22 protein-coding genes and 2 pseudogenes are annotated in these 24858 nt (G+C 61.2%); 16 read left to right on the top strand and 8 right to left on the bottom strand.

Going from position 1 to position 24858, the window contains the following annotated elements; translation table 11 throughout:
- Window positions 1–275 (top strand): transposase (locus tag J8I82_RS30200; RefSeq protein WP_209763153.1); only part of this gene is annotated, 275 nt, incomplete at its 5' end.
- 110 nt (window positions 276–385) lie between these two features.
- Here the strand turns inward: J8I82_RS30200 and J8I82_RS30195 are convergent.
- Window positions 386–1102 (bottom strand): annotated as a pseudogene (locus tag J8I82_RS30195) (IS256 family transposase); the annotation flags it as partial.
- Window positions 1103–1165: 63 nt separating this feature from the next.
- A pseudogene (locus tag J8I82_RS38620) lies at window positions 1166–1785 on the bottom strand (transposase family protein); the annotation flags it as partial.
- 820 nt (window positions 1786–2605) lie between these two features.
- Between J8I82_RS38620 and J8I82_RS30185 the strand changes: the two are divergent.
- The 3 genes from J8I82_RS30185 (at window position 2606) to J8I82_RS30175 (ending at window position 5950) form a co-directional block, all read left to right on the top strand.
- Entirely contained in the window at window positions 2606–4117 is a 1512-nt protein-coding gene (locus tag J8I82_RS30185) for an ATP-binding protein (protein ID WP_209763149.1), read from the top strand.
- Between the two features lie 543 nt (window positions 4118–4660).
- The gene (locus tag J8I82_RS30180) at window positions 4661–5242 is read left to right on the top strand and encodes a hypothetical protein (protein ID WP_245180296.1); all 582 of its coding nucleotides are present in this window, start codon (window positions 4661–4663) and stop codon (window positions 5240–5242) included.
- A gap of 282 nt (window positions 5243–5524) precedes the next feature.
- Window positions 5525–5950: a hypothetical protein gene (locus J8I82_RS30175; RefSeq protein WP_209763147.1), complete on the top strand. Its 426-nt coding sequence runs from the start codon at window positions 5525–5527 to the stop codon at window positions 5948–5950.
- Between the two features lie 314 nt (window positions 5951–6264).
- Here J8I82_RS30175 and J8I82_RS30170 read toward each other — a convergent pair whose 3' ends face one another.
- Complete coding sequence (locus J8I82_RS30170; RefSeq protein ID WP_209763145.1) at window positions 6265–6534, bottom strand: hypothetical protein; 270 nt, start codon at window positions 6532–6534, stop codon at window positions 6265–6267.
- 327 nt (window positions 6535–6861) lie between these two features.
- Here J8I82_RS30170 and J8I82_RS30165 point away from each other — a divergent pair, with 327 nt between their 5' ends.
- From J8I82_RS30165 to J8I82_RS30145, 6 genes are all read left to right on the top strand, one after another.
- Window positions 6862–8868: a GSU2403 family nucleotidyltransferase fold protein gene (locus J8I82_RS30165; RefSeq protein WP_209763143.1), complete on the top strand. Its 2007-nt coding sequence runs from the start codon at window positions 6862–6864 to the stop codon at window positions 8866–8868.
- A gap of 436 nt (window positions 8869–9304) precedes the next feature.
- On the top strand, window positions 9305–10114 hold the full coding sequence (locus J8I82_RS30160) for a PIN domain-containing protein (protein WP_209763141.1): 810 nt from the start codon (window positions 9305–9307) through the stop codon (window positions 10112–10114).
- Window positions 10115–10464: 350 nt separating this feature from the next.
- Window positions 10465–10725: a hypothetical protein gene (locus tag J8I82_RS30155; protein WP_209763139.1), complete on the top strand. Its 261-nt coding sequence runs from the start codon at window positions 10465–10467 to the stop codon at window positions 10723–10725.
- 299 nt (window positions 10726–11024) lie between these two features.
- Window positions 11025–11654, top strand: a complete 630-nt coding sequence (locus J8I82_RS30150; protein WP_245180295.1) for a DUF6088 family protein — start codon at window positions 11025–11027, stop codon at window positions 11652–11654.
- A complete protein-coding gene (locus J8I82_RS39175; protein WP_280908513.1) occupies window positions 11647–11976 on the top strand; it encodes a nucleotidyl transferase AbiEii/AbiGii toxin family protein in 330 nt (109 codons plus the stop codon). Before J8I82_RS30150 ends, J8I82_RS39175 begins: the two co-directional genes overlap by 8 nt.
- The gene (locus J8I82_RS30145) at window positions 11928–12683 is read left to right on the top strand and encodes a nucleotidyl transferase AbiEii/AbiGii toxin family protein (protein ID WP_336620916.1); all 756 of its coding nucleotides are present in this window, start codon (window positions 11928–11930) and stop codon (window positions 12681–12683) included. The genes J8I82_RS39175 and J8I82_RS30145 overlap by 49 nt, the downstream gene beginning before the upstream one ends.
- A 332-nt stretch (window positions 12684–13015) precedes the next feature.
- Here the strand turns inward: J8I82_RS30145 and J8I82_RS30140 are convergent, their stop codons facing one another.
- The 3 genes from J8I82_RS30140 to J8I82_RS30130 all read right to left on the bottom strand — a co-directional run bounded on the left by J8I82_RS30140 (window position 13016) and on the right by J8I82_RS30130 (window position 15559).
- On the bottom strand, window positions 13016–14353 hold the full coding sequence (locus J8I82_RS30140; protein ID WP_209763137.1) for a type II toxin-antitoxin system HipA family toxin: 1338 nt from the start codon (window positions 14351–14353) through the stop codon (window positions 13016–13018).
- Window positions 14354–14365: 12 nt separating this feature from the next.
- Complete coding sequence (locus tag J8I82_RS30135; RefSeq protein ID WP_245180294.1) at window positions 14366–14755, bottom strand: helix-turn-helix domain-containing protein; 390 nt, start codon at window positions 14753–14755, stop codon at window positions 14366–14368.
- A gap of 579 nt (window positions 14756–15334) precedes the next feature.
- Complete coding sequence (locus tag J8I82_RS30130; protein ID WP_245180292.1) at window positions 15335–15559, bottom strand: helix-turn-helix domain-containing protein; 225 nt, start codon at window positions 15557–15559, stop codon at window positions 15335–15337.
- 512 nt (window positions 15560–16071) lie between these two features.
- Here J8I82_RS30130 and J8I82_RS30125 point away from each other — a divergent pair.
- The 5 genes from J8I82_RS30125 to J8I82_RS30105 all read left to right on the top strand — a co-directional run bounded on the left by J8I82_RS30125 (window position 16072) and on the right by J8I82_RS30105 (window position 21616).
- Entirely contained in the window at window positions 16072–18750 is a 2679-nt protein-coding gene (locus tag J8I82_RS30125; protein WP_209763133.1) for a DEAD/DEAH box helicase, read from the top strand.
- A 16-nt stretch (window positions 18751–18766) separates the two neighbouring features.
- Window positions 18767–19780 (top strand): SWIM zinc finger family protein, encoded by a 1014-nt coding sequence (locus J8I82_RS30120; RefSeq protein WP_209763131.1) that lies wholly within the window; start codon window positions 18767–18769, stop codon window positions 19778–19780.
- Between the two features lie 360 nt (window positions 19781–20140).
- Window positions 20141–20929, top strand: a complete 789-nt coding sequence (locus J8I82_RS30115) for a YaaA family protein (RefSeq protein ID WP_245180291.1) — start codon at window positions 20141–20143, stop codon at window positions 20927–20929.
- A complete protein-coding gene (locus J8I82_RS30110; RefSeq protein WP_245180290.1) occupies window positions 20926–21258 on the top strand; it encodes a hypothetical protein in 333 nt (110 codons plus the stop codon). The genes J8I82_RS30115 and J8I82_RS30110 overlap by 4 nt, the downstream gene beginning before the upstream one ends.
- A gap of 52 nt (window positions 21259–21310) precedes the next feature.
- Window positions 21311–21616: a hypothetical protein gene (locus J8I82_RS30105; protein ID WP_209763129.1), complete on the top strand. Its 306-nt coding sequence runs from the start codon at window positions 21311–21313 to the stop codon at window positions 21614–21616.
- 606 nt (window positions 21617–22222) lie between these two features.
- On the opposite strand, the gene J8I82_RS30100 is transcribed toward J8I82_RS30105, so the two are convergent.
- Together J8I82_RS30100 and J8I82_RS30095 are read right to left on the bottom strand one after the other, a co-directional pair.
- On the bottom strand, window positions 22223–22861 hold the full coding sequence (locus J8I82_RS30100; RefSeq protein WP_245180289.1) for a hypothetical protein: 639 nt from the start codon (window positions 22859–22861) through the stop codon (window positions 22223–22225).
- Between the two features lie 200 nt (window positions 22862–23061).
- A complete protein-coding gene (locus J8I82_RS30095) occupies window positions 23062–23673 on the bottom strand; it encodes a LysE family translocator (RefSeq protein ID WP_209763127.1) in 612 nt (203 codons plus the stop codon).
- 134 nt (window positions 23674–23807) lie between these two features.
- Between J8I82_RS30095 and gcvA the strand changes: the two genes are divergently transcribed.
- The gene (gcvA, locus tag J8I82_RS30090; protein ID WP_209763125.1) at window positions 23808–24710 is read left to right on the top strand and encodes a transcriptional regulator GcvA; all 903 of its coding nucleotides are present in this window, start codon (window positions 23808–23810) and stop codon (window positions 24708–24710) included.
- Window positions 24711–24858: the final 148 nt, after the last annotated feature.

The raw sequence follows: 24858 nt of genomic DNA, 5'->3' as shown, positions 1-24858 counted from the left end.
ATAACCTGAGGGTGCATCACAGCAAGCCGGTAAAGGCCTGGCTCGCACGGCACGTCGAGCAAATCGAGGTGTTTTACCTGCCCAGCTACAGCCCGGAACTCAATCCCGACGAGATGGCCAACGCCGATATCAAGCAAGCCGTCACCTCGCAGGCACCGGCTCGCACCAAGCTGCAACTCGTCAAGGCTGCGTCGAGCCATCTGCGCAGTGTCCAGAAACAGCCCGAACGCATTCGACGTTACTTTCTGCATCATTCGGTGAAGTATGCGGCCTGATTCAAGTTCATGAATGCCGGATCAATAGTAGCTTGGCAAGGAAAAGCATATTGCGCCAGATATTCCCGCTGACATCCAATATCGGGGGTGCCACCGGTGCCCTCATAGAAGCCTCGGTTCTTGAGTTCGTTGAAGACCTTGAGCCAGCACTTGGCGCCTTCGGTCTGCTCGACCCGCAGGCCCAGCACATCGCGCTGACCGTTTGCCTGGATGCCCAAGGCCAGGTACACGGCCTTATTGCTGACGATACCGCCATCGCGGATCTTGACCCGCAACGCGTCGAAGAATACGACCGGGTAGATCGCCTCGAGCGGGCGGCTTTGCCAGGCGATGGTCTCGGCCATGACTTCGTCGGTGACCGAGCTGCTGAAGTCCGGGGAGACTTCGGTGCCGTAGTTCTCGGCCAGAAACGCCTGGATCTCGCGCACGCTCATGCCGCGCGCGTACATGGCAATAATGCGCTCATCGAAGTCGGTAAAGCGCCGCTCGTGCTTTGGGATCAGAACCCGCTCGAAGCTGCCATCGCGATCGCGTGGCAACTCGACCCGCACCGGGCCGCGCTCGGTGATCACGGTCTTGCCACTGAGGCCGTTACGCGCGTTGGACTGCTCGGCCGGCTTGGGCTCGCCTGGCTTATAGCCCAAGTGCATGCTCATCTCGGCGCTCATCGCCCGTTCGATGATAGCCTTGTTGAACGCCAGCATCAGATCCTAGACGTCGCCGGGCGACATCGGCCCTTTAACCAGCTCGTCAAGCAAGTCCTCAGGCAAAGCAGGCAGCGGCCCGCGGGCCGCCGCCTGGGACGCCACCGTACGTTTCTTCCTCATCGGCATATCCATGGTCATTACCTCTCATGATATGCCTCGCACACAAAATTCCGGATAGGTCCATCGCGCCGCGCGCAGAACATCGAATAGCCGGTCACGCCCCACCCGGATATCCGCTTTCGCCAGGGGCGCCTGCAGAACCCGCTGCAGTTTTCGCGTGCCCAAACGTGGTTGGCGCAGCCGCACCTCGGTGACCAATGCGCAGATCCTGGCGCCCCGGACCGTCTGTCGAAGCTCGCTGTGGCGGCGCTTGCAGTCAGCCTGGCGGCTGATGCCAAAGTAGCGGCAAGCCCTGCTAACGCTTAGCCCTTGGACGAGCTCTTGCGCGAGGACTTGCCCGAAGGCTTTTTTACGACGCGTACCCCGTGCTCCTTCTGAATCACATCGAGCACTCCTTCGAACAGTCGCGCCTTCTCCTTCTCCTGCGCCTCGCGCAACTGGTCTTCCAGTTCCTTGATGCGCTGCTCTGGCGTGCGGGGCTTGGCTTTGCCTCGATTTTCCATCGTCGCGTACCGGGCACCCTGTGGCAACGAGCCGCTCCAGTCCTGTAGTCCGTGCTTGCGTAACCATACCAGCACCGTGAACTTTCCCTGGATTCCGTACTTGTGTTGCGCCTGCTTGCACGTCAATTCGCCTTTTTCTACTTCCTCCACCACCGCCAATTTAAAACGTTCATCGCCGATCTACGTGACCGCTTAGAAACAAAAAGGGCCAACCGCCCACCGCTGTTATCTTGGAGTTGCGACACAACAAGAAACAGGAAGGTGGTGGTTGACTGCACCCGTAGCCGAGGCGCGCACAGTCGCATCGCAATTCGTTTCGTTCTGCCACCATGGTCATCGTCCAGACCCAATACCGGCGCGCCCTCGACCCGTGGCCAGCGACAGCGAAGGCGCCGCTTGGTGGGACCGCTGTCACCACGACTGGACACAAGTGGGCGATACATCGATGGCGGCATGTCCAGACTGTTCGGGCTTGATCGGAACTGGATCGTTTCCATATCCGCCGGCAGCTCCCCGCCGACGCCTTGCTCCGCCGCCTGAGTCGCCAATGAGCGATCCGGGCCGTCGTCGCAGACGGCCTGATGGGCTGGCACGCCCACTGCCTGCAGGAAACCAAATGATGCCGGCATGCAGCGGTCGAAGCACGGCGCCTCCCTTGACGGGCTGAAGCCTGCCTACCGCACCAGTTCGGCCCCGCATGACTTCCGCTCCGATTGGTACCCAGCTGGAGCAAAGTCGCGCGCCCCTGGAACACTCCGCGCTTGCACGCGCATGAGCTATCCCGGGCCGCGGAGTTACCGGCCGTAGCCATGCGCACCTAGAAGAGCCTCCTAAGGCGCTATTTATAAGATACATTATTGTATCTTATATGCGACACCGGAAGTTACGCATCCCGGCCCTCATAGGCTTGACGAAGTATTCCTCGGCAGAAAGCCTTCTTCCACCTAGCTTTGTGGCCAGCAACAATTTAAGATACATCTGTGTAACTAAACCACATAATATGACCTCTTGGGAATTTTACGGACGGATGGGCACGCTGGAGACTCTGGACCGGATTGTCCATGGCCCAAACTGGTTCTTCTGCCGCATCCAAGGCCGACGACGCATTGGCAAGACGACCCTGCTGCGTGAGCTATCCAAGAGCGAACCGTCGCTACTCGCCCGGATGGTCTACATGCAGATACCAGACTCAGACGAGCGAGATGTGGCGACTGGGTTCCGCCGGGCGCTGGAAGACTGCGAATCCGAGATCGCCAATGCACTGGCCCCGCAAGTCACTGACTTCGCCTCGATGGCCGGCGTGATCGGCCATCTATGCCGCCGCGGCCTGATCGTAGTGCTGGACGAATTCCAGTATTTCACGGAGGCGAGGCTCTACGCCTTCAACTCATTCCTGCAGGAGCAAGTGGATCGGCTGCGCGATACGCAAGGGGGCGGGCTGTTTGTCCTTGGCTCCCTGCAGTCGGAAATGAGCGCGCTGCTCGACGACAAGGGTGCGCCGCTCTTTGGGCGGCTCACTGCGACTATCGATCTGCAGCACTGGGATTTCGAGGACTTGATCGAGGTGTACCGCGCACACGATATCCGCGACCCGCACCATTGGCTCACGCTCTGGGGCTTCTTCGAGGGCGTTCCCAAGTTCTACCGGGACGCGTATGACCAAGGCCTGTTTCAGGTGGGCGCCCGGTTTCAGGAAGCCTTGCTCGAGCGGATGTTCCTTCGCGAAGGCAGCCCTCTGGCCGAAGAGGCAGACACATCCTTCCTCCGAGAGGTGAAGGGCAGACTGCTCTCAGTCCTAAACTTCCTCGCGGAACATCCTGGCTCGAGCCACGGGCAACTGGTCGGCACACTGCTGCGGGATGAAGACGAAGCGTCGTTGAAGGTCACAGTCAAACGCTTGGTCGAGAATTACCATATGGTCGACAAGCGCCACCCGGTGTTCTCGGAGAGCAAGAGCCGCAATTCCCGCTATTACATCACCGACAACTTTCTGCAAGCGTGGCTGTCGGTCGTGAAGCCGGCGCGGGACGCTTCCCGCATGCGCCCGCTATCGAAGGCGATCGATCTGACGCTCCCTCGGTTGCACGGGCACGAGGGATACGCGTTCGAGAAACTGATTCGTCAGTTGCACGTAGAGTGTTCGCGAAAGGGCGTGGGCGATTTCTCGCTGACCTCCATCGAGCTGGGCTACTGGAATCGGCCGCGAGACGAACAGAACGCGATCGAGATCGACATCGTCGCACTCGACGAGGACGCGCGGCGTATCCGCTTCGGCTCGTGTAAGCGCAGTGCAAGCAAGCACATCCGGTCCTCGCTATCCGAATTTGAGCGACACATCGAGCGATTCATGTCGACAAAGGAAGGGCGCCGGGTGAAAGGGTGGACGTTGACCAAGGCGCTGTTCTCGCCAGTCTTTTCTGACGAAGAGGCTCGGGCGCTGACGGCCGCCGGCTACCAGTGCCTAGACTTGCCGGCCTACGTCAGGATGCTTACGTCTTCGCGGTCCGTGTGATGCTCGGGCCGGCCCTAGCTTCTGACCGCCCCGGCAGTGGGTGTTGAGGGAAGCGGTGCGAACGATTGCACCGACCGTAATCACTATGAAGGGCTGCGCCCTTCCGTTCAAGGCATGCCGGGATCGAAATGGGGGTGCTCTGAAATTCTTCCACTCGATGGCAATCCAACCACACCGTCTTCGCGGGGCGGCGAATGCCAGCCAGTCATCCCACATTGATACAATCGATCGCGATTCGCCAATCGACTATGAGAGGATGATGACAAGGGTGGCTACGCGCGCAAGCGTAATAACCGCGGCTGACACCTTCCGTGAATGCGCCACGTCGGAACAGGTCGACGACGGGAGGACGGCACTGCCTCGTCAGCGAGCAACGAACATATGTGCTCGATGGGCCAAGCTTGGCAGAACAGGTGCATCTGTTCCAGGTTGCGCTCACCTCGCCCGAAGAAGGCGCGGCCAGAAACTGTATTGTCGGACGTGCTGCACCGAAGCGAACCGGTGTCCGTTCCGACTGCTACCAGACGCGGGAGCGGATTTTCCATGTTGGGGGGCAAGTCAATGCCAGATGTAAAGCCAAAGGCCGCCCGCAAAGCCTCGCCTTCCTGGAGCGATGTCAAAGCCAAGCTGACCGACTTCGACCGTGCCGGCTTAATCGGGCTGGTACAGGCCCTGTACGTGGCAAGTAAGGACAACCAGGCCTTCCTGCACGCGCGGTTTGCGCTGGGCGGCGATGTGCTCAAGCCATACAAGGTGACCATCGACCGCTGGCTGTGGCCGGATGCGTTCAAAAACCAGAACACCTCGGTCGCCAAGGCGAAGAAGGCGATCTCCGAGTACAAGAAGGCCATTGGCCAGCCGGAAGGGATGGCCGAACTGATGGTGTTCTATTGCGAGCGGGCGTCCGGCTTCAGCGCCGACGTTGGCTACCAGGACGACGGCTATTTTGACGCCTTGGTACGGATGTTCGAGCAGTCGCTGCAAATGATCGCTACCTTGCCCCATACACAGCGGCCGGCACTCTGGGCACGTCTTGCCCAAGTACAACGTAATAGTGACAATTTCGGCTACGGAGTAGCCGATGACATGGATACTTTGCTGGCCGAATATGGCGTCGATGGCTGATCGTGATGCGTTCGCCGCGCTGCAAGCCGAGAACGCCCGCCTGATCGCGCTGCTGGAAGCGCATGGCATCGCATGGCGCTTGCCGCTGAAAGAGGCCGCGCCTGGCGCTCGGGGGAGCATTCGTGTCTCCCTGATAGTTTTGTGGCCTCACTGCCTCTCACGTCGATGGTGGTCTGCTGCGAAAATTTAGAGGAAGGATTCTAACGTCGGAAGTTGACTTTCTGGCGAAAATCCTCCTCAGTGAATTCCCCTAACCCGAAATGCGTATGCTGCTCAGGTCGGATGAAAGGTATTCTTCTCAACAAGCGCCCAAGAGCGTGCAAGCACCGCCAAGACGGTGAAGGGGAGATATGTACGTCAGCTATCGAGTGGTTCCCACGGGTGGAGGTGGTAGCAAGCGGAATCTTCCAGCCCGGCGTACTGATCATCGCCTATGACGATGACGTGCCGATGAACGAATTGGTCTGGGACGGCGTCAATCCGGTTGCCGCCTACGATGACGCGATGGTTGTGGCAGAAATACTGGCGCTGAGGGTTCGATCTAAGCTTGAGAAATCGACCCAACAAGGCGACATCCGACTACCAGCTATCCAAGCGATACTGCAACGGATCGCCTCGACAGGTCATTGGGAACCTGAACCGGTTCTCCCTCTCGGCCCTACCATCGCCAAGCATGTGTGCCGGACCTCTCGGCGTCGTCGCATCTGACAATAGGAACCGGTGCTATGCAAGCAAATCTTGTTCGTGGAAAAGCATTTACCCTTCACTGGAACAACGGATGGGGTGAGCACTACAAAGGGGCCGTCACACTGGTACTGCGAACCGCTCCAAACAAGGAAAGGATTGAGACGTATCAGTGCGATCAGACACGTTCTGAACGCGCCTTGGCGCAGGCAGACGCCGACCAATTATTCACACTGAAGAAGAACGAAGTTGTAACGGCACGACCCTAACGGCGCAGGCTGCCAACTTGCGCCCCGACTATGGCTGTTGTCCGGGCAATTGACTGACCGGCCCACTGGTCAAAGCGACCACGCGACATACAGCAGGCCGAATGCCAGAATGCAGGCCACTAGAAACAGAATCTGCCGGCTGGGGTGAAACGACGCTTTGACGCCGAAGATCTCATCGAAGCCCGTGCCGGATGCCGCCACTTGTGATCTAAGCGTTGTGGCTGACGCGATCCGGGAGTGGTTCGACAGCTTCGGCGACGGCGTACCGGCGTGGCGGCTATTCCCTGCAACCGCATGATTGCCCGGCGGCGTCGGCAACCGTTCGCCATGAACAGTCACTCGGCTCCACACCTCCAAACCGGTCCGTACGCGCTCAGAGGGATATCGCCGCCGATTCAGGCAATTTCGGAATCCCCCCTAATGATCGAATAGCGGTCTATGTCCGTGCGGAGCTTCCAACCGTTGCGTGCCCAGAACTTCGATGCGACCCAAGTTCGTCTTCAGCACATCGATGTGACTTTTCTTACTTGCAGTGGCGCTATCGTTACACGGGTGCGTGCGCCGCTGAGGATCGGCAGTGGTAATCTTTGGGGCCATTTCCGCCGCTCCTGCCAATGCGCAGTCCCGGCTCGCTGACCTTGGGCGAGGTGATTCTGAATAACCGAGATGACCAGCCACTACAACACTCTCGGCGTTTCGCCCAGTGCGTCTGAGGCGGAGATCCGAGCTGCCTACAGGCGGCTCGCGATGAAATTTCATCCCGACCGACAGCACGGCAAGTCTGCCCTCGAAAAGAAGCAGGCCGAGGAGAAATTCAAGGAGATCGAGCGGGCTAACCGCATCCTTGGCGACGCCCAGAAGCGCGCGGAGTACGACCTGGGCAATGGCGCGACCCCTGGCGGGAATCCCTGGTGGGCCGGATCGGACGAAGACGACTCTAATTTCGAAGACCTCTTTCGCCAGCAGTTTCACAAGAGCCAGCGCAGACGCCGTCAATCCAGACCACCGCCGGTACGAGGCGAGGACATCCGCTGCAAGGCGTCGATCGACGCTGACACGGCGATCCGTGGTGGCCAGGCAACCATCGCGGTCAAAATTGAAGATACGTGTCCATATTGCAGAGGCTTAGGTGAAACCAACGCTCCCGCAGCCTGTGAAAAATGCGACGGCCACGGGTGGAATCCTTCCGCGGATGGTTGGGGGCAGCGAACCTGTAGCAAATGCAAGGGGTCGGGGGTCGATTGGCGCTGCAGAGCATGCAAAGGGAAAGGGACCCTCAAACAGACCAAACACTTCAACATCGAGGTGCCGCCGAACACGCCGGCGGGTCGCATCCTGCGTGCCGTCGGTGGCGGCATGCTCGGGGAGTTCGGTGGCGCGGCCGGTGACCTCCTCTGCGAAATACGGGTGGTGAAGTCCGGATCGACATACCTGAAGGGTCTGGACGTCCACTGCGACGTGAAGATGGATTGCATCACGGCATGGCTCGGAGGCAAAACCACCATCGATATCGTCGGACGGACCTATGAGGTTGAAGTGCCGCCGAATACGGGCAGTGGCAAGTCGTTGCGCTTTGCCGGCAAAGGCCTACGCGACGCCAAAACTGGCCGGACGGGAGACGCCATCGCAAAGGTGGTCTTGACTCTTCCGAAGGGACCGTTCACGGAAGAACAACTCGACCACCTACGGCGGTTTGCCGGGCGCGAACCGGTCATCACGCCGCGGCCGGCCGCGCCTGCGAAGCAGGCGGCAACACAAGAGCATGCGGCGAGGCACGCTCGCAAACCTGAACGGACTGGCGAAGCAGCTCACGACTTTGCGAGGGCGACGAAGGCCCAAGAGCAAGCGGCCTCCTCCTATGAGCGTCACAAATTCCAATGTGGAGGCTTCGAAGTACGCCCTCTGGAGCGCCTTGAGTTGGAACAGCATGGCACTGCACGCAAGCGCTTCGCGGAATGGGAGGCCGCCTTGCGAGCTGAGGAACTGGGGCAGAGCCGCCCAGGCCGCGCCGCGGCCAAGCGGCAGGAACTGACGCGGACCGCAACCGAGATTTCCGCCTACGCGCCTGGAAATGCCCCACTGATTCTGGTTCAGTTGCTGGAGGCATTTCGCCGTGCGGGCTTCGCGGAGAAGATCTCCGTGATAGGGAACTACGCAATCCTTGTTTATGCGTCCGCCGCAGGCTACCGCATCGAGGACGGCGTCAGACTCGGGCTATACAACAAGCGCGTTCAGTTCATCGCGGCGAAACCCATTGACGAGTCCGTCATCCTGCACGCTCTCCAGGCAGTGGATCCGACCTTCATACTCGCCCCCAGGACGGGTGCCTGCGTGCGAGGGCGAAACGAAGTCGGATTCGTGGTCGACATCATCGGCGCAGAGAAAACGGGCACACCGGAAGCGACGCTGTCGACCACGATTGCGGATGACAGCGGAGCAGCCATGTCGTATGGGACAGCCAAGCTTCTGCGTGGCGGTCGGGTAAGCACAATCGTCTTTACCAAAGCGGGTGCCATGGAGCGCCTGACAGCGATCTCCCCAGACTCATTCTGCGCGTTCAAGGGATGGATAGCCGCCCAGCCTGGGGTGCCAGAGGAAAAGCGAAAATTCTGCCAGAATTTGACGTCTCTGGCAGCCAAGCTCGGCGACGGCCTCGTGCTCGACCGGCTCTGATCCCTGCGGATTCAACCGGCCATTACCTCGGTCGCCGCTACTGTTTCTGCTTCCCATGATGGTCCTCATCTGGTCCGGATGCCGCCTTAAGTCGTGACGGTGGAAGCATTCTGGATGGATGCTGCGCAAGAACAATTCTGATTTCTTGTTCAGATGACTTCGCCAGATTTGGCGACAACAACAAGACCTCGAGGGCCGTGCCGGCCGTGCCATGCGATCAAGGGCGGTCTCGACCGAGTGATGGCCACGGGCGTCAGCCCGGAAGCTCTGACTTTCGGAGATTCTCTTCGCAACTGGCACCTTGGGTTAAATTAGTGTCGAAACCAAAAACATCGGGAGCATGAGTCATGGGGGTCATTCGGGAGAGGATCGACTGGCGCTTCACCTTGGCGGATGCGGCATCCACGCGATCAGCTGGGATGCGACGGGAGGTTAGATGATGAGCGCCGGCGCCGTCGTGCTGGTCGACTTCGAGAGCGTCCAGGACATCGACTTCTCCCAGTTGGAAGGCTCGCGCCTGGTGGTGTTCGCTGGCGAGATCCAGAAAAAGGTCCCCATCGAAGTGGCCATGGGGCTGCAAACGCTAGGCGAGCGCGCCCGGTGGGTTCGCTCAAGCGGAATCGGGCCCAACGCGCTCGACTTCCACATCGCCTTCGAGATCGGCCGCATGGTGGAGAAGGGCGAGAAAGGACCCGTGTTCGTGCTTTCCCACGACCGGGGTTTCGATTCTCTGCTCACCTGGCTCGGCACGAAGCTTGGCATTCCTGCGCGGCGCGTGACCGCGCTCGCCGAGGCATTTCGGGCCGGCCCGGCGGACACGGGGGCCGCCGAGGGCCAAGCCTCTGGTCCGGCTCAGCCGAGCGCCACGCCCGCACACCCCGCACGCGGAACGCCCGCTCCGGCGGCGTCCCCAAAGCCAAGCGCGAACGCCAAGCCGACGGCGCACACGCCTCCGCAGGCGACCAAGATGGCCTCCGTGAAAGCGCCCGCCAAAAAGGCCGCGCAGCCCCAGTCAGGCAACGACAAGAAGAGCAGTACCAAGCCGAACGCCGAGCTCACGCGTCAGATCCTAGCCCGCTCGCAGAAGGCGGCCCGGCCGCGCCGGCGAGTGACCTTGGCCAAGCACATCCACGCCATGTTTAAGGCGCACGCCATCGCCGAGCGCGAGGTGGAGAACATCATCGCCAAGCTCATCGCCAACCGCTCCATCAGCGACGCCGAAGGGGCGATCACCTACCATTTCTGACGCAGCGGTTGGCGGGGGATTGCGAGAGGGCCGCAGCAATGATGGCGGCCTAGCGTGCGGGCGGAGCCGCGGCCAGAGCCTATTGCGATGGCCGGATCATGCAGATCCCGACGGCAACCACGCTCAACGTCGGGGCCGCATAAATGCGGCCAATGCCGGTAGATAGGCCAGCGTCTCTTGGTGACCGATCACCGGTGAGGACGATGGCAGTAAGTGATGATCAGGTGGAGCATGCACGTTTTTCCGTGGGCGACCCGAAGAAATAATCGAAAAGTGTGCCGGCAACTGCCAGATTCAGGTCCTCATGCACACATCTTCTCGATACAAGCCAGCAACAGGATCCGTCACCGATGGCAACCGAGCTGAAATTGCTGATCGCGAATTGCCCTGTGGTTTTGTTTGAGACGGTCCATCTCTTGCCACGCGTTGATCTGACGCATGGCGATTTCGGTAGAGCGAAGCTGCGCATCGAGAGACTGGCAAACGCTGCGCTGGTTATTGGCGGCGGCTATTTCCTGTTGCTGTTGCTGTGCCATCTCCGCCTGGTATTGCTGGCTATCAGCTGCTCGCCCGGCCAGAAACTGCTGCTCCTGCTGCCGCACGATCGCTGATTTTCCTATCGTGGACACCGATCCCCCTGACCCGGAAGTAATGTCCGTGTATCCAGCTGGGCAGTACTGATCCTGTGTGTACAAGATTTGCCCCCGGTTGCGGCACTTAGCAGCATGCGCGCTCGCTGTCAGGGCAGAGATGGCTAGAAGGAGTACGACGCAACGCATCAGCGGCGCATTTTTCGTTACGAGTGGCGTAACAATAACATGTAAGTCATCGACCACGGGCCACAGCAGAGTTGCCCATCAGGCAACAGCGCGACTTGAATGTCAGAAAAATATAGGCTATTTTATGACATATGAAAACCACTGCTCCGTCCATTCCAGACCAGATCATGAGGCGCGCCCGGGCGGCCGGACGTGGCGGAGTCTTCACACCCACTGATTTTCTGGATGTAGGCGCCAGGACCGCGATTGACCAAGCGCTGTCGCGACTGACCAAAGGTGGAAAGCTTCGTCGTCTGGCGCGAGGCCTGTACGACTTTCCGAAGGTACACCCCAAGCTTGGACCGCTTTCGCCGGCACCAGATGACGTCGCACAGGCCCTTGCGCGGGAGACCGGGTCACAGTTGCAGATCGCAGGCGCACGCGCGGCCAATGTGTTAGGCCTGACCACTCAGGTTCCAGCGAAAAGCACTTATCTGACCAACGGTCCCTCCCGCCGGGTTGTACTCGGCAAGCGGGTCGTCGATCTTCGCCATGCTTCGCCCAAGCACCTGATCGCCCCGGGCAGCGCCGCGGGGACTGTGTTTCAGGCCCTTCGTCATGTCGGGCCCTTGCGCGCGGCAGATGTGGTGCAGGTCGCAGCGAGTCGTTTGTCGGCCAGCGACAAGCGGACCCTCGCATGCACCGCGATCCAAGCGCCCGCGTGGATGCGCCCGACACTTGTATCGATTGCCAACGCGGCAATGGGTGAGATCCATGGATAAGGTCGCCAAACTCCCGACGGAGGATCGCGCCGCGCTCTTTGGCGAAACCGGCGCTGGCCGGGGAGTCGCCAATACGATCATTGAAAAGGACTTTTGGGTCTGCTGGACATTGAAGCGGCTGTTCGGCCTGCAGCGCCAGGACGCCGCAGCGCTGGTGTTCAAAGGCGGCACATCGCTATCCAAAGCCTTCGGCGCGATCCGGCGCTTTTCTGAAGACATCGATCTGTCCTTCGACCGTGCCGACCTCGGCTACACGGGTGACCGCGACCCTGAATCAGAAGGAATCAGCAGAAAGCAGGCGAACCAACTATCAAGGACCTGATCGGCGATGTCGAGCACCACATCGCCCAGAAGCTGCTTCCTGCGCTTCGAGCCGCGATCGTCGAACAACTCGGCGAGCCGAGCCAGGGTCAGTGGTCGTTGGAGATCGACGCCACCGACGCCCAGACGGTGAACTTCCACTATCCGACCGCATTGCATGCCCCCGAATATGAGGGCATGGCCTACATCACCCCGCGGGTAAAGCTCGAACTTGGCGCACGCGGTGATCCCTGGCCGACCGAGCAGCGGGTGATTCGCCCTTACGCGGCGGAAGACTATCCCAGCTTCTTCGAGGACTCCACCTGTACGGTGACGGTCCTTTCAGCGCGGCGTACCTTCTGGGAGAAGGCCACGGCATTGCATGCGGAGGCCCACCGTCCAACGGAGTCGCCGACACCACAGTATTTGTCGCGGCACTATTACGACCTCGCCCTGCTTTTCGACTCTGAGGAGGGAAAAGCGGCAGCAACTGATTTCGGCCTTCTCGCTCAAGTGGTGACGCATAAAGCGACGTTCTTCCGGTCGAGCTGGGCGCGTTACGACATCGCACGACCCGGCACGTTGCGGCTCATTCCGAACGAGGCGCGCATCAAAGACCTACGCGTTGATTATCGGGCGATGGCTCCAATGATGTTCGATGAGAACCCGCCTTCGTTCGAAGATATTCTTGCAAGAATCGAAGTCCTCGAACGAAACATCAACGGCTAGACTCGGTGTAGTCGCCGTGGACCTTTGAGAACCGCCTCGGGTCCCGATAAGTTCTCACGGCGGCCCAAATTGTTATGCACCACAACAAATTGAACATAACGCCTATTATGCGAACTGAGTCTTATTAGTCACATTAAAATCTGCCATCCCAGCCGGCCACGCCCGGCCCGACAACGTCATCAGCGTGCCCGGGCGCGGTCGCTTCTTCGGTTATCCATCGCCGGGTGAGAAGCTGTGGTTCGTGAAGGAACGCCCAAGTTCGCTCTGCGCGCGATCATCGAACACGTCGCGCACGCAGTCGCTCATCGGCTTTACCCCCGGCAGATAGAGCCTCAGGGCAGATGGCGTCGTGTCTCGGCGCTGCTGATGTCTTCCAAGTGCCGGAATGCCGGCGCGATCTTGTCGCAGTCCAGTGCATCGACGCCATACTGCTCGAAGAACACCCGCCACTCGCGCACAACAGCCCAAATCCCCGCGATCAGCTCTGTGGCGCGCGCGGTGCTGATCGAGAACCGCTGGCAGCCAGCCAAGGCGTTGTCGATCGTTGCGCTGCGTCCTTGCGGCCCGATCTCGAGGTGCAACAGGCGTTCGGTCGCGTGCGAAGGCCGTGGCAACACGTCGTAGAGCGGGCTCAGGCGCCAGCCGGGCAGCCGCGGATCCCAGATGAACCCATGATTGCGCAGGTGGTCATCGTCGTTGGTCACGAAGATGTTGAACACCATGCGTCTGAACAGCTCTTCGTTGTCGGCGCGAACGACTGCCGTATGGCAGTATCTCCGGATCGCCGCGGCCAGATCGGCGTAGGCTTTTGTGCGCGATTCTGTCTCATCGCACCCGATCAGGGTCAGGCCGCTGACAAAGGCCATGCGGCGCTCCGTTCTATTTGCGGCCGGCGCCAGCAGGAGATCCGTGTCCGCTTGCGGCATTTCCCCACGCTCAAGCCAGTACCGGTCAAACCGGCGGATCATCATGAGGCGGCGATCGCCCAGCCTGCGGGCCTCCACCGCAGGGACGTTCAGCCCGCAAGCCTTGGCCAGCAGCAACGACGCCGTCTCGATGAGGGGAACGTCGAAGGAGTCGGTCTTGCTGGAGAACTTGGCCAGGACCAGGTGACCGGCGTCATCCCGGATGGTAGCCTTCGGCCGAGCGCCACCCAGCGCGGTGCCCTGCACGAAGATCAGTTCGAGGTTGGCCGGGACAGGAAGGCCCTCTTCAATACGCTCTGCGGCCTCCATGAGGTACTCGATCGCGTGGATGCTGCCTACCGCGCTCGTAGGAGGCGTGTTAATGTCCGCGCGAATGTCCAGGGCACCCACGCGATCGCTACCCGCATGCAGCAGGTACTGCGACTCGGGCAGGCTGTTCGCGGGCACCTTGAGCTTGGCCTCAATCACCCGGCGCCCCCACGAATCCGGCGCCGCGTCGCGTATCCCGCCGAAGCCCGTGAGTTCGTTCACGGGCAGCAGGCGCCGGCCCTTTACCGGCTCTCCGTGGATGCCCAGGCTCACGGGGTCCACTTCGATCGCATTGGGCCGATCCAGGTATCGAAGGCCGTAGGCAAAGCTTGAGGCCAGCAGCGCTGAGCCCTCCTCCGTCATGGTGAGTTGGCCACACGGCGCCCAGGCTTCGCCCAGATGGGCGAAGATCATTAGCTGCTGGTCTTTTGCCATCTGCGTAAGTCGTCAGAAGTCGAGGCTCTGAAGCTCCGAGGCGGACAAATCCCGGACACGCCGAGTTGCTTCGCGCGACTGCAGCGCCTTGAGCGCGGGATCGGACTCCGACAGAAGGCTTGCGAGGGTTGCCCCTGGAGAGATAGCGTCCAGGTAGCGAAGCATCTGGCCGAATGCGAGGCCTGGATCCCCCTTCTCGATTCGATAGGCCGTGTTGCGAGAAAGCCCCGCGCGTACGGCAGCATCGGCTTGCTTGATGTGGCGAGCCTGACGTAACCGGGCCAGCAACCTGCCAACTTCGGCCGCCTGCTGAGCTAGCTGTGGAGAGAGAACGGAGGACTGGGAAACCTTCATGTTCGAAAAATCGCTCGCAAAGGATATATTGCTCGATTTCACGAACATTATATACAAGCCGCTCACAGCCTGGATATGCTCGTAAAATCGAGTATTCACCCGCTAATGCTCGATTTTAGAGATTTGCCACGTATGAAATATGACATCCATGAGGCACGTGTCAACACTTTGGCTATAAGACTGCACTCGAGAGGCGGCGAAGCCGTCAGGACGCCGTACTATCCGGCAGCCCATGTCTTCGCAAATGCATCGGTCAGCCGCTGGCCCGATCTGCCAAAGGCGGGCACTATCCTCGCGGACAGAAGAGATTACCGTCGCTCAGTCGGCGTCTTCCTTGTCAGAGCTTTGCGAACGCGCACGATGCCCTTGACCTCCAACTGAGAGGGTTCTGCTAGACAAAGATCTTCATACTCCCGCATCGTCTTCGTGTCGATCCCATTCGCCTTGCGAAGACCGGAAGCAGCGCTGTGGATTGCCTCGAAGGCGTCGCTCTTGAATCGTTTAGCAGACACAGCAAATCTCCAGTAATTGTCCCGCCCTTTTTGGCGAACAGGAACGTGAATATCCCTCGGAGCTCAGAGGCGCGGCACCAAGCCCGTCGACTGCGGTCCGCCATCCATCCGGCCGCTAATCATCGTGGGGTTCCCATGCTACCTCGTCGCCGCGCTTGGCCGCATGGGCCGCAGCCTGCTCGAGCCAAGGGCCATGCACCTTCGGAACGATCAAAATCGTCAGACCCAATCCGTCCAGCACACGCAGGAACTTCTCAAGATTGACGCCCTTGCCGTTCTCGAGCTTGGACAGCATGCCCACAGACACACCGCAACCCCTTGCTGGCTGGTCAATGGGCATCCCTTCCCCTGCTCGGGTGGCGCGAATGCGATCACCTAGTTGCAGAATGGTACGAATGGTTGCGCGTGACGGCGGTGTCGGATCCGGGAGTGGTCGTGGCATGGGGCACGTTCATTGCGGAAGGGAAGCCAGCAGGAAGGCGGGCCCCTTCGTTTCTTTCACTATGGTGAAATTATACGTGGGACCGGATGACGGTCGCATGCGAACACGATCCGCCAAGTCGAGAATGCCGCGGGACTGGCGCCTGTCTACTGGCACGGCTAAGCTGTCGGCTCACATCGGCGGCTCCACAGAAGCATCGTAATGCGAAGACAGTGCACAAGACATGGACAACACCGCCGACCGGCATACTTCGGACGACTGGTCGATCCGATAATCCGGTCGGCCTCGACGCGAACGGAGATTCGCCCGGTCCCACCTAGGCTGCCGGGCCTGCTGCTTGATGCCGCGGCCGCTTCCGTCAACCTGCAGCGTCAGCGCCGGCGGCAACCGTGTGCTTGGCACGGGCGCCCATGACTGCTGCCGACATGCTCGCACCACACCTGACGCCCAGCGGACACCTGCTGGCGGTGCCGGAGGACGCCGCACCAATTCTGGCGGAAGAAACGCGGCTGCGGCTGGGAAATTCCTTTGCCCTTGGCGCAGGGCATGGCCTGCTGCATCTGGGAGCGGCGGAAATCGGCCGCATTTTGCCGCCCGCATGGGCCTGGTGGCGTGATTTTGCCGCGCGCTATGTCACCGCCTTGTGCGCGACGCCCGAAGGCAGCGAGATCGCGGTCGCCACGCCTGCTGCCCAAGATCTTGATGCCCTGATCGCCGATGCGCCGCCGATGATGGGAGGCGAGTATCTCACGCCCGATGTGCTGGCCACGCTCTGGGGCGAGATGGATACAGCCTTGCACCAGGAACTGGCGGCCGCAAACGTCCCGCTTCAGGAATTCCTCAAAAAGCACCACCCGGCCTGGAATCTCGTCGGCCGGGTGCATTTCAACCTCGCTGAGAACCGCAAGGACCCGGAGTCGCCGTTCGCCTTCCTTGCGACGTACACCTCGCGCCTGTCCGCCCTTGGCAAAGCGCAACATCAGCCGCTGTCGCAAGCCCTGGCGGAATTTTCAGGAGCCAGGAGCAAGGCGCAACTGCTGTCGTTACTGCTGCCGGTACAGCGCGCCGCGGAACACTGCGATTGGCTTCGCGAGATGGTGGATAACGGCGACATATACCATCCGCTGCGCTGGACGCCGCTCGATGCCCATCGCTTTCTCTCGGACCTGTCCCAACTCGAAGCGGCCGGGATTGTCGTACGCACGCCAGGCGTCTGGCACGCGGGCCGCCCTGCCCGTCCCCTTGTAAAAGCCAGCGTCGGCGCACAACCGCCTTCGCTCCTGGGCAAGGACGCGTTGCTCGACTTCAACATGGAGGTCTCGCTCGACGGCGAGCCTCTCAGCGCTGCCGAGGTCAAGAATCTGCTCAAAGGCGCCGACGGCTTGCAACTCATCCGGGGACGGTGGGTCGAGGTGGACAAGAACAAGCTCGGTCGCCTCCTCAAGCGATTCGAGGCCATGGAACAGGCGGCGCAATCCGGTCTGCCCTTTAATGAGGCCCTGCGCCTTCTGGCGGGTGTTTCGCTCGACGATAGCGCCGATCCCGCTGACCGCGACTGGTCGCAGCTGGTGGCAGGGCCCTGGCTGTCCGACATCCTGCAGGAGTTGCGTCAGCCGGAGGGGTTGGCGCAGATCAGCCCGGGACCGGAACTCCAGGCCAACTTGCGGCCCTACCAACAGGCTGGCGTGCGGTGGTTGTACCTGCTCACCCGGCTCGGACTGGGCGCTTGCCTGGCGGATGATATGGGCCTGGGCAAGACCATGCAGGTACTCTCGCTGCTGCTCGTGCTGAAGCGCGAAAGCGCCGAGGTGCGGCCCAGTCTGCTGGTCGCCCCGGCATCGCTGCTGGCCAACTGGGCGGCAGAGGCCGAGCGCTTTGCCCCAAGCTTGCGCCTCCTGATCGCCCATCCGTCGGTCATGCCGGCGGCCGAATTGCGTACGCTGGACCTCGCCCGGATCGTAGACACCGATCTCGTCATCACCAGCTTTGGCTCGCTACTGCGTCAGCCGGTATTGGCGACCATCCCGTGGCGCCTTGCCATTGTCGATGAAGCCCAGGCGATCAAGAATCCGGGCGCCAAGCAAACGCGACAGGTCAAGCAACTCCAGGCACAATCGCGCATCGCGCTGACTGGAACCCCCGTGGAAAACCGTCTGTCCGACCTGTGGTCCATTTTCGATTTCACCCACCCCGGTTTGCTGGGCTCAGACAAAGTCTTTGCCAACTTTACCAGGCGGCTGGCGCAGGCCGAGCACTTCGGTCCGCTGCGAACGCTGGTACGGCCCTACATCCTGCGCCGCCTGAAGACCGACAAGCGGGTCATCGACGATCTGCCGGACAAGACCGAACTCAAGGCCTGGTGCCACCTCAGCCCGAGCCAGGCGGCACTTTATCAGCGTGCGGTGAAGGATCTGGCCACCGCGCTTGAAGACGCCGAAGGCATTGGTCGCAAGGGTGTGGTGCTGAGCTTTCTGATGCGCTTCAAACAGATCTGCAACCATCCGTCACAGTGGTTGGGCGACGGGGCCTGGCAGGCGGAAGACAGCGGCAAGTTCGCCCGCCTGCGCCAACTGGCCGAGATCATTGCCGCCAAGCAGGAAAAGGTGCTGGTCTTCACTCAGTTCCGCGAGACCACTGAGCCACTGGCAGCATTTCTGGGGTCGATCTTTGGCCGCGAAGGTCTGGTGCTCCATGGCGGCACCCCGGTCGCCAAACGCCGCGAACTGGTCAAGCGATTCCAGGAAGATGAATTGATCCCCTTCTTCGTGCTCTCGCTCAAGGCCGGTGGCGCCGGTCTGAATCTCACCGCCGCTTCGCATGTGATCCACTACGACCGCTGGTGGAATCCCGCCGTGGAAAATCAGGCGACTGATCGTGCATTTCGTATCGGCCAGAAGAGGAATGTCCTGGTGCATAAGTTTATCTGCCGTGGCACGATCGAGGACCGCATCGACCAGTTGATCGAAGCAAAGCAGCAATTGGTGAAGGATGTGCTGGAGGGCGGCGCAGAACTCCTGCTCACCGAGATGAGCGATCGCGAATTGCTCGATCTCGTCAAGCTTGACGTTCATGCCGCGCAAGAAACCTGACGTCAGAGGAACCGCAGTGGGTTACGGTTACGGGGATTGGAAGCCCTATGTGTCTGCCGCCGAGCGCAGAAAAAAGGCGGAACTGGCCGCCGCGACAGCGAAGAAGGCTGGTGCGGTCCTGTCGCCTATCGTGGCGTATCGCGGTGCCATTGCCAAGACCTTCTGGGGCAAGGCCTGGTGCGACAACCTGGAAGGCTACAGCGACTATGCCAACCGCCTGCCGCGCGGCCGTACCTATGTACGCAACGGTTCCGTGATCGACCTTCAGATTACGGCAGGCGAAGTCCGCGCACAGGTCATGGGTTCAAGCCTCTACACGGTTGCAGTGACCGTGACGGCGTGTCCCGCCAAGCACTGGCGAGCAATCGGGGCCGATTGCGCGGGGTCAATCGATTCGATCGTGGAACTCTTGCAGGGCAAGCTCTCGACAGCCGTGATGGAGCGTATCTGCCAACCTGGCACCGGTCTGTTCCCGATGCCGAAAGAAATCAGGTCCAGTTGCAGTTGTCCGGACTGGGCGTCCATGTGCAAGCACGTAGCTGCAGTACTCTATGGAGTCGGTGCGCGGCTCGACCAGCAGCCGGAATTGCTCTTCGCCTTGCGCCGTGTCGATGCCAATGATCTCGTCAGGCAGGCCAGCGCTGTCCTGCCTAAAGCCACCAAGCGCTCTACCACCAGCAAGGTGCTAGACAGCTCGCTCGTGGCCGACGTGTTTGGCATCGAGATGGCCGACGCTTTCGCACCGCCGAAGCCTGCTGCCGGACGTAACAAGGCACCGGCAGAAAAGGCGCCAGCGAAGAAGGCGACCGGATCGGCTGTCTCGAGAACTCCCAAGCCACCCGCGAACCCGGAGACTGCGGGGAACACTAAATCGGTAACAAAGAAGTCAGCATCTGCTGCACCACGCACATCAACATCTGGCGACGTTGTTGCCGGTAAAACGAACGTGGCTAACTCGCCTGCAATCCCAAAAAAGACTGCAACGAGGCAGCACGCCAGTACTCGATCGGTGAAAGGTTCATCCCGTTAAACCCCGATTTGACCTCGCGTGGTTACGCGGGACGGGCGGGTGAACGCCGGTATCCGGTGAGGTCTCCGGAATGCCGAGCCTCGGTGGACGTACCCGGTTCGGTTCGTGATTTCCCCAGTCCAAGAGTGGCTATGCGTCGAGAGCGCGAGCAGTTCGAACGATTCGCCCAGGCCTGGATGGACACGCGGCCGTCCTGGCTGGAGATGTGCAACGGGCCCTGCCTGATGATGCGCTGCGCAACTGGATGCGTGTCCAGAAGAACCTGGAGATTGCCCGGACATGTCCGGGGCAACGCTGAATTCTTCTACCAACTCTGCGCGGTTGTCTTGACTTTGCCGCTGGGTCTGTAGAGTGAAAAGCATGCAACGCACCTCCCTGCCCATGCTTTCGACCATGCAGCTTCCCCTATTCCCCCACGCACCAACACCTCGCATCGATGCCGGCGAGCCGGCCCTACTCCTGATGGCCTGCTCGGGCACGAAGCTCGATCGGGATGCGTGCGCCATCGACCTATACCGGGGCGTGATGTACGAATCGTACCGAGCGCACGTCCGCGGCGATGCGGCGCCCCGCGTCCTGATTCTCTCCGCTCGCCACGGTTTCCTGCGACCCGATACCGAGATTGCCCCCTACGATGAGCGCATGACGCGGCAACGTGCCGACCAGATGGTGGCCGACTTGCCGCGCTACCTGCAGCCCGCTGCCTGGCCAATCCGTATCGGCTCGGTGATGCTGGCGGGCGGCGCCGAGTATCGGCGCGTCATGCGCGCCGCGCTGGCCCGCCGGTACGGTCCCCAACTGCCTCCCCTGCAGGAAACCACTGGTGGCATCGGCATGCAGCGGTCGCAACTCGGCGCTTTCCTCGACGGATTGCAGCCGGCGTTCCGCGACCAAATCGGCCGGCACGCCAACGGCACACCGCTCTATCGCGCGTATGGATGGATCGAGGCCGGCGCCCTCGCCACCCTGCTCTACCGGGCCGCTTCCGCTCTTCCCTCGCGCCAGGCTCGCGTGCTCTCGGTCTTCAAGGGGCCGAACGGCCCCACCGCCGAGGTTGAAGTGGCAGACTTCGTGCGCGGCGGCGCAAAAGTCTGCCAGCGTTGGGTCAGTGTCCGGGACCTCCACCCTTCCGCCGAGGTACCGGCATGAGTGATCTCGACCGACAACTGCATCGGGATGCGGTTGAGCTTTGCCAAACCGGGCCAGCAACACCCGACAAACTCGTGGCGCTGGCCCATGCAGCGCTCAAAGCGTGGGCGAAAGTCGGCAATCTGCAGTTCCCTCCCGAAAAGCGGTATGCACTACTTCAAGAAATCATGCGTTACTGCGCCTGGGAATGCCTGCTGGCGTGCTGCTTCACGCAGGCGGACCGCTTGGAGCGGATCGCGGACATGCTGGACGCGGCCTACCCTCGCTACGCCTGCACCCGCGCAAGACTCGCCGCGCGCCGCAACCGCTATGGACGGCCGCGGTTCTGACCCCCTTTATTTGCAAGCGATATCCGCCGCGAAGCGGTGGCCGGTGTGCGAGATGGACGATTGCAGCTGCATCGCTTATCTCGTGCGACCCAGCAATCCGTTCATCCTCGGCGGGAATGTCCTGCAGCTCAAACGCCTCGCCGCGCTGTTGCGCCACCAGGTCCAGCGCGCGGCGCACCGCGGACAGCCTCCGAGTGGACGCCCGAAGGCCACGTTCGCCATGCACGAGATGCTCTTCGTGCCAGTTGGGTTGCGCCAGCGCGATCTCGAGCTTGGTCGGCGCAATGGCGGCGCGGCCGCGCTCATGGCGCAGTTCAACGCCAAAGCGTCGGATCGCCAGCTGCCTAGCTCCTGCTGACAGTCTACTGTATATTTATACAGTGGTCACCTGTACAGATAGCGGCATCTTTCGGTACGGCATTCTGTAGGAAACCGGAATTAGCCGGACTACGTGCGCTTTTGCCGGACTGGAAAACCGGAATTAGCCGGACTGGCGTGAAATCGCGTGACGCTGAGCCCAGGACCTGACGGTTCGGTTCACCGTCGCCCTTTGGTTGTCGTAAGCAGTGGATGGGTTAAGAAATCCGCGGGGCGGACGTCAATACGAGACACCATCATTTCCAGTCTGAACCATGCGTTACATCCCTATCCGAGACCAGAACCTTCCTATCCTAGCCCGCGACCGCGATGCTTGGCGGACTCGGGCGGAACAGCGCTTCGACGTCGAAGATCTCATTCGGCATGCGTTCCGGATGCCGCCACTTGCGATCCAAGCGTTGTGGCCGACGCGATCCGGGAGTGGTTCGATAGTTTCGACGACGGCATTCCGGCATGGCGGCTGTCGTCGCAAGGTCGATAAAAGGCCCGCACCGGGGCTACCAGCCGCCGCGACCTGCCTTACTGCCGTCAGTGTCGGCAAGCGGCTGCGGACATTCGAGTACCGCTAGCCCGTGGTGACCACGCTCTATTCGACAGAGCGTGGCACCAGCTGCCGCATCTGCTGCAAACAGATCGCCTGCACGGCTAGCGCTGTCAGAATCGCTCCACCGTATGCGGCGAACAGGCTTACCCTCGTCAATGTCAGGCTGAGCACATAGAAGAACGCAGCAAAGCCAAACAGTCCCGCCACCATTCCGCGAAGCACGTCTTGCGCGGCACTGTTGCCGATCAGACGGTGCGCAGCGAGGATGGTGGCCATGAACGGGAACGATGCGAGCACGCCGCTGACTTGCGGCCCGACATAAGGCGCGAGCAACGTCACGCCGACGACAAGGCACGTGATGAGCACCATGCGCGCTGGCAGGTCCCACCATGGCGAATTCAGTCCTTTGCCACGCGCAGTGTTTCTTGGCGTGACATAGAGCACAAGCGTCATAGCCAACACCGCCACGACAAACAGGCCGGTCTGCGCCAGGCCACTCCATTGCAGCGCCGTAGCGGCAACGGCAAAGGCGACGCACGCGCCCCATAAGGCGATGGGCCAGCCAAGGGTGGCAAGCCGGCAATACACAAAGCAGAAGGCTGCTTGCGCCGCTGTCGCCGCGAGGGAGCCTGACGTCGCATGCTCGGCGAAAGCCGGCCCATGTTCGAGCGCCAGAAACACCGAAATTGGCCCCGAGGTGAGCGGCAGCCCAACCAGGAAACCGCCAACCGCTCCCCCCAGCGGCGTACGGCCACGCTGGCAGCCAGCAGCAGGAGCGGAGTCACGATGAGCTTGAAGACGAGAAGATACATATCAAACGGCCGCCGCTGCGCCTGCAGCGACGTGGTGTCGGTGGGCGAAGGAAGTCATCGTTGGGCCTTCTATGCACGCAGCGGTAGTGCAGCGCCGATGATGACAAACATACCGCCGCACGCCCGGTTGAACCGGCGTCCGACCCGCTCAAGCCATGGACGCACCCGGTGGGCGGCATTCGCCACGGCGTACTCGGCCAGAAACTCCGTGACACCGTAGGTCGCGGCCACAGCCGCGAATTGCACCGCCAGGTTGCGCTGCGGGTCGATGAACTGCGGCAGGAAAGCGCTGAAGAACAGCATGCCCTTGGGATTGGTGACCGCCGACAGCGCGCCCTGGCGAAACAGCGACCAGCCGCTAATCTTCATGAGTTCGGGGCTCGTAGTCACCGTAATGGGCGGAGCGCGCCAGGCCTGAATGCCGAGCCAGAACAGATAAGCACCGCCCACCCACTTGAGCACCGTGAGCCACAAGACGGATGCCTTGATGAGCGCCCCAATTCCGAACATGCACAGGCCGATGACGGCCACGAAACCCAGCACGGCACCAGCGATGGTGAACAGCGTCTTGCGGCTGCCATGCATTGCGCCATGCGTCAGCGCCAACATGCCGTTTGGGCCGGGCGATAGCGACATGCCAATCGATGTGACGAGAAAGATCAACCAAGTGTGGAACTGCATTGCGGCGCTCTCAAAGGGTAGAAAGGGACTGCGCTATCGCGGCTTCTGCCCTGCATGGTGGGGCGCATGCGGCCTTGCCGACAAACCATTTGTCATCACATAATGCGTGAGCCAAACTCACACGTTCTCCCGCAATGTTCGACCGCCTTCCTCCTCTCCAAACCTTGCGTGCCTTCGAGGCCACGGGGAGGCTGCTCAGCATGACGCTGGCCGCTGAAGAGTTGCACGTTACCCACGGGGCGGTGAGCCGGCACATCAAAATGCTCGAAAGCTATCTCGGCGTGGTCCTCTTCCGCCGGCTGACGCGTCGAATCGTTCTGACCGAGGCGGGTGCAGAATTTCACGCGTCGGTTGCTCGCCTACTCGGGGAGCTGACGCGCGAGGCCGAGCGCCTTCGCACCCAGAACAGCGTGTCGCGGTTGAAGATCAGTACCAGCGTGTCCTTCGCAAGCAAGTGGCTGGCGCCGCGCCTGCATCGGTTGAAGGCCCGGCATCCCGAGCTTGACGTTCATCTGGATGTGACGGACGTCAATGTCGATCTGAACGATGGCCAGGTCGACGCTGCCATCCGCTACGGCAACGGTCGCTACCGCAATGTCGTTGCCGAGCGGATTCTGGAGGAAACCGTCACGCCAGTTTGCAGCCCCGCTTATCTCGCGGCGGTTGGCGGTTTGCCCATGCCGGGGAGTTTGGTGTCCTGCACGCTGTTGCACGAGGACCGCATGCTGGCCAATTGGGAGCACTGGTTTGCGCTAGCGGGCGTGGATCGCGCTGGCAGCAGGCGCGGCCCAGCGTACAGCCATGGCAGCATGGCCATTGAGGCAGCCATTCGGGACGAGGGGGTTGTGCTGGGACGGAGCGCGCTGGTGGCGGATGACATCGCAGCGGGCAGGCTCGTCGCTCCCTTCCCGAATATCAAACTGAAAGCCGAGCGCGGATATGACCTCGTGTACCGCACCGGCAATCACGACAACCCGAAGGTGCGCGTCCTGCGCGATTGGCTGGCCGAGGAGATACGGATGGCGGGTGGTGGCTGACACCATCGAGTGACCGTCTTGGGCTGATGGAGGCAATGTCTCATATGGGTTGGCAAGAGCCAGTGCCGGGCACGAGCACCGATAACCAGGTCCAACTTCGAGGTTGGGATGAAATGCTACGACATGTGCGCCAGAGGCGCCTGCGGAG

The sequence above is a fragment of the Cupriavidus consociatus genome, assembly GCF_017814975.1.
In the GTDB taxonomy this organism is placed as follows: domain Bacteria; phylum Pseudomonadota; class Gammaproteobacteria; order Burkholderiales; family Burkholderiaceae; genus Cupriavidus; species Cupriavidus consociatus.
The sequence above is the reverse complement of the archived record's forward strand: the minus strand, read 5'-3'. Positions and strand labels throughout refer to the sequence as shown.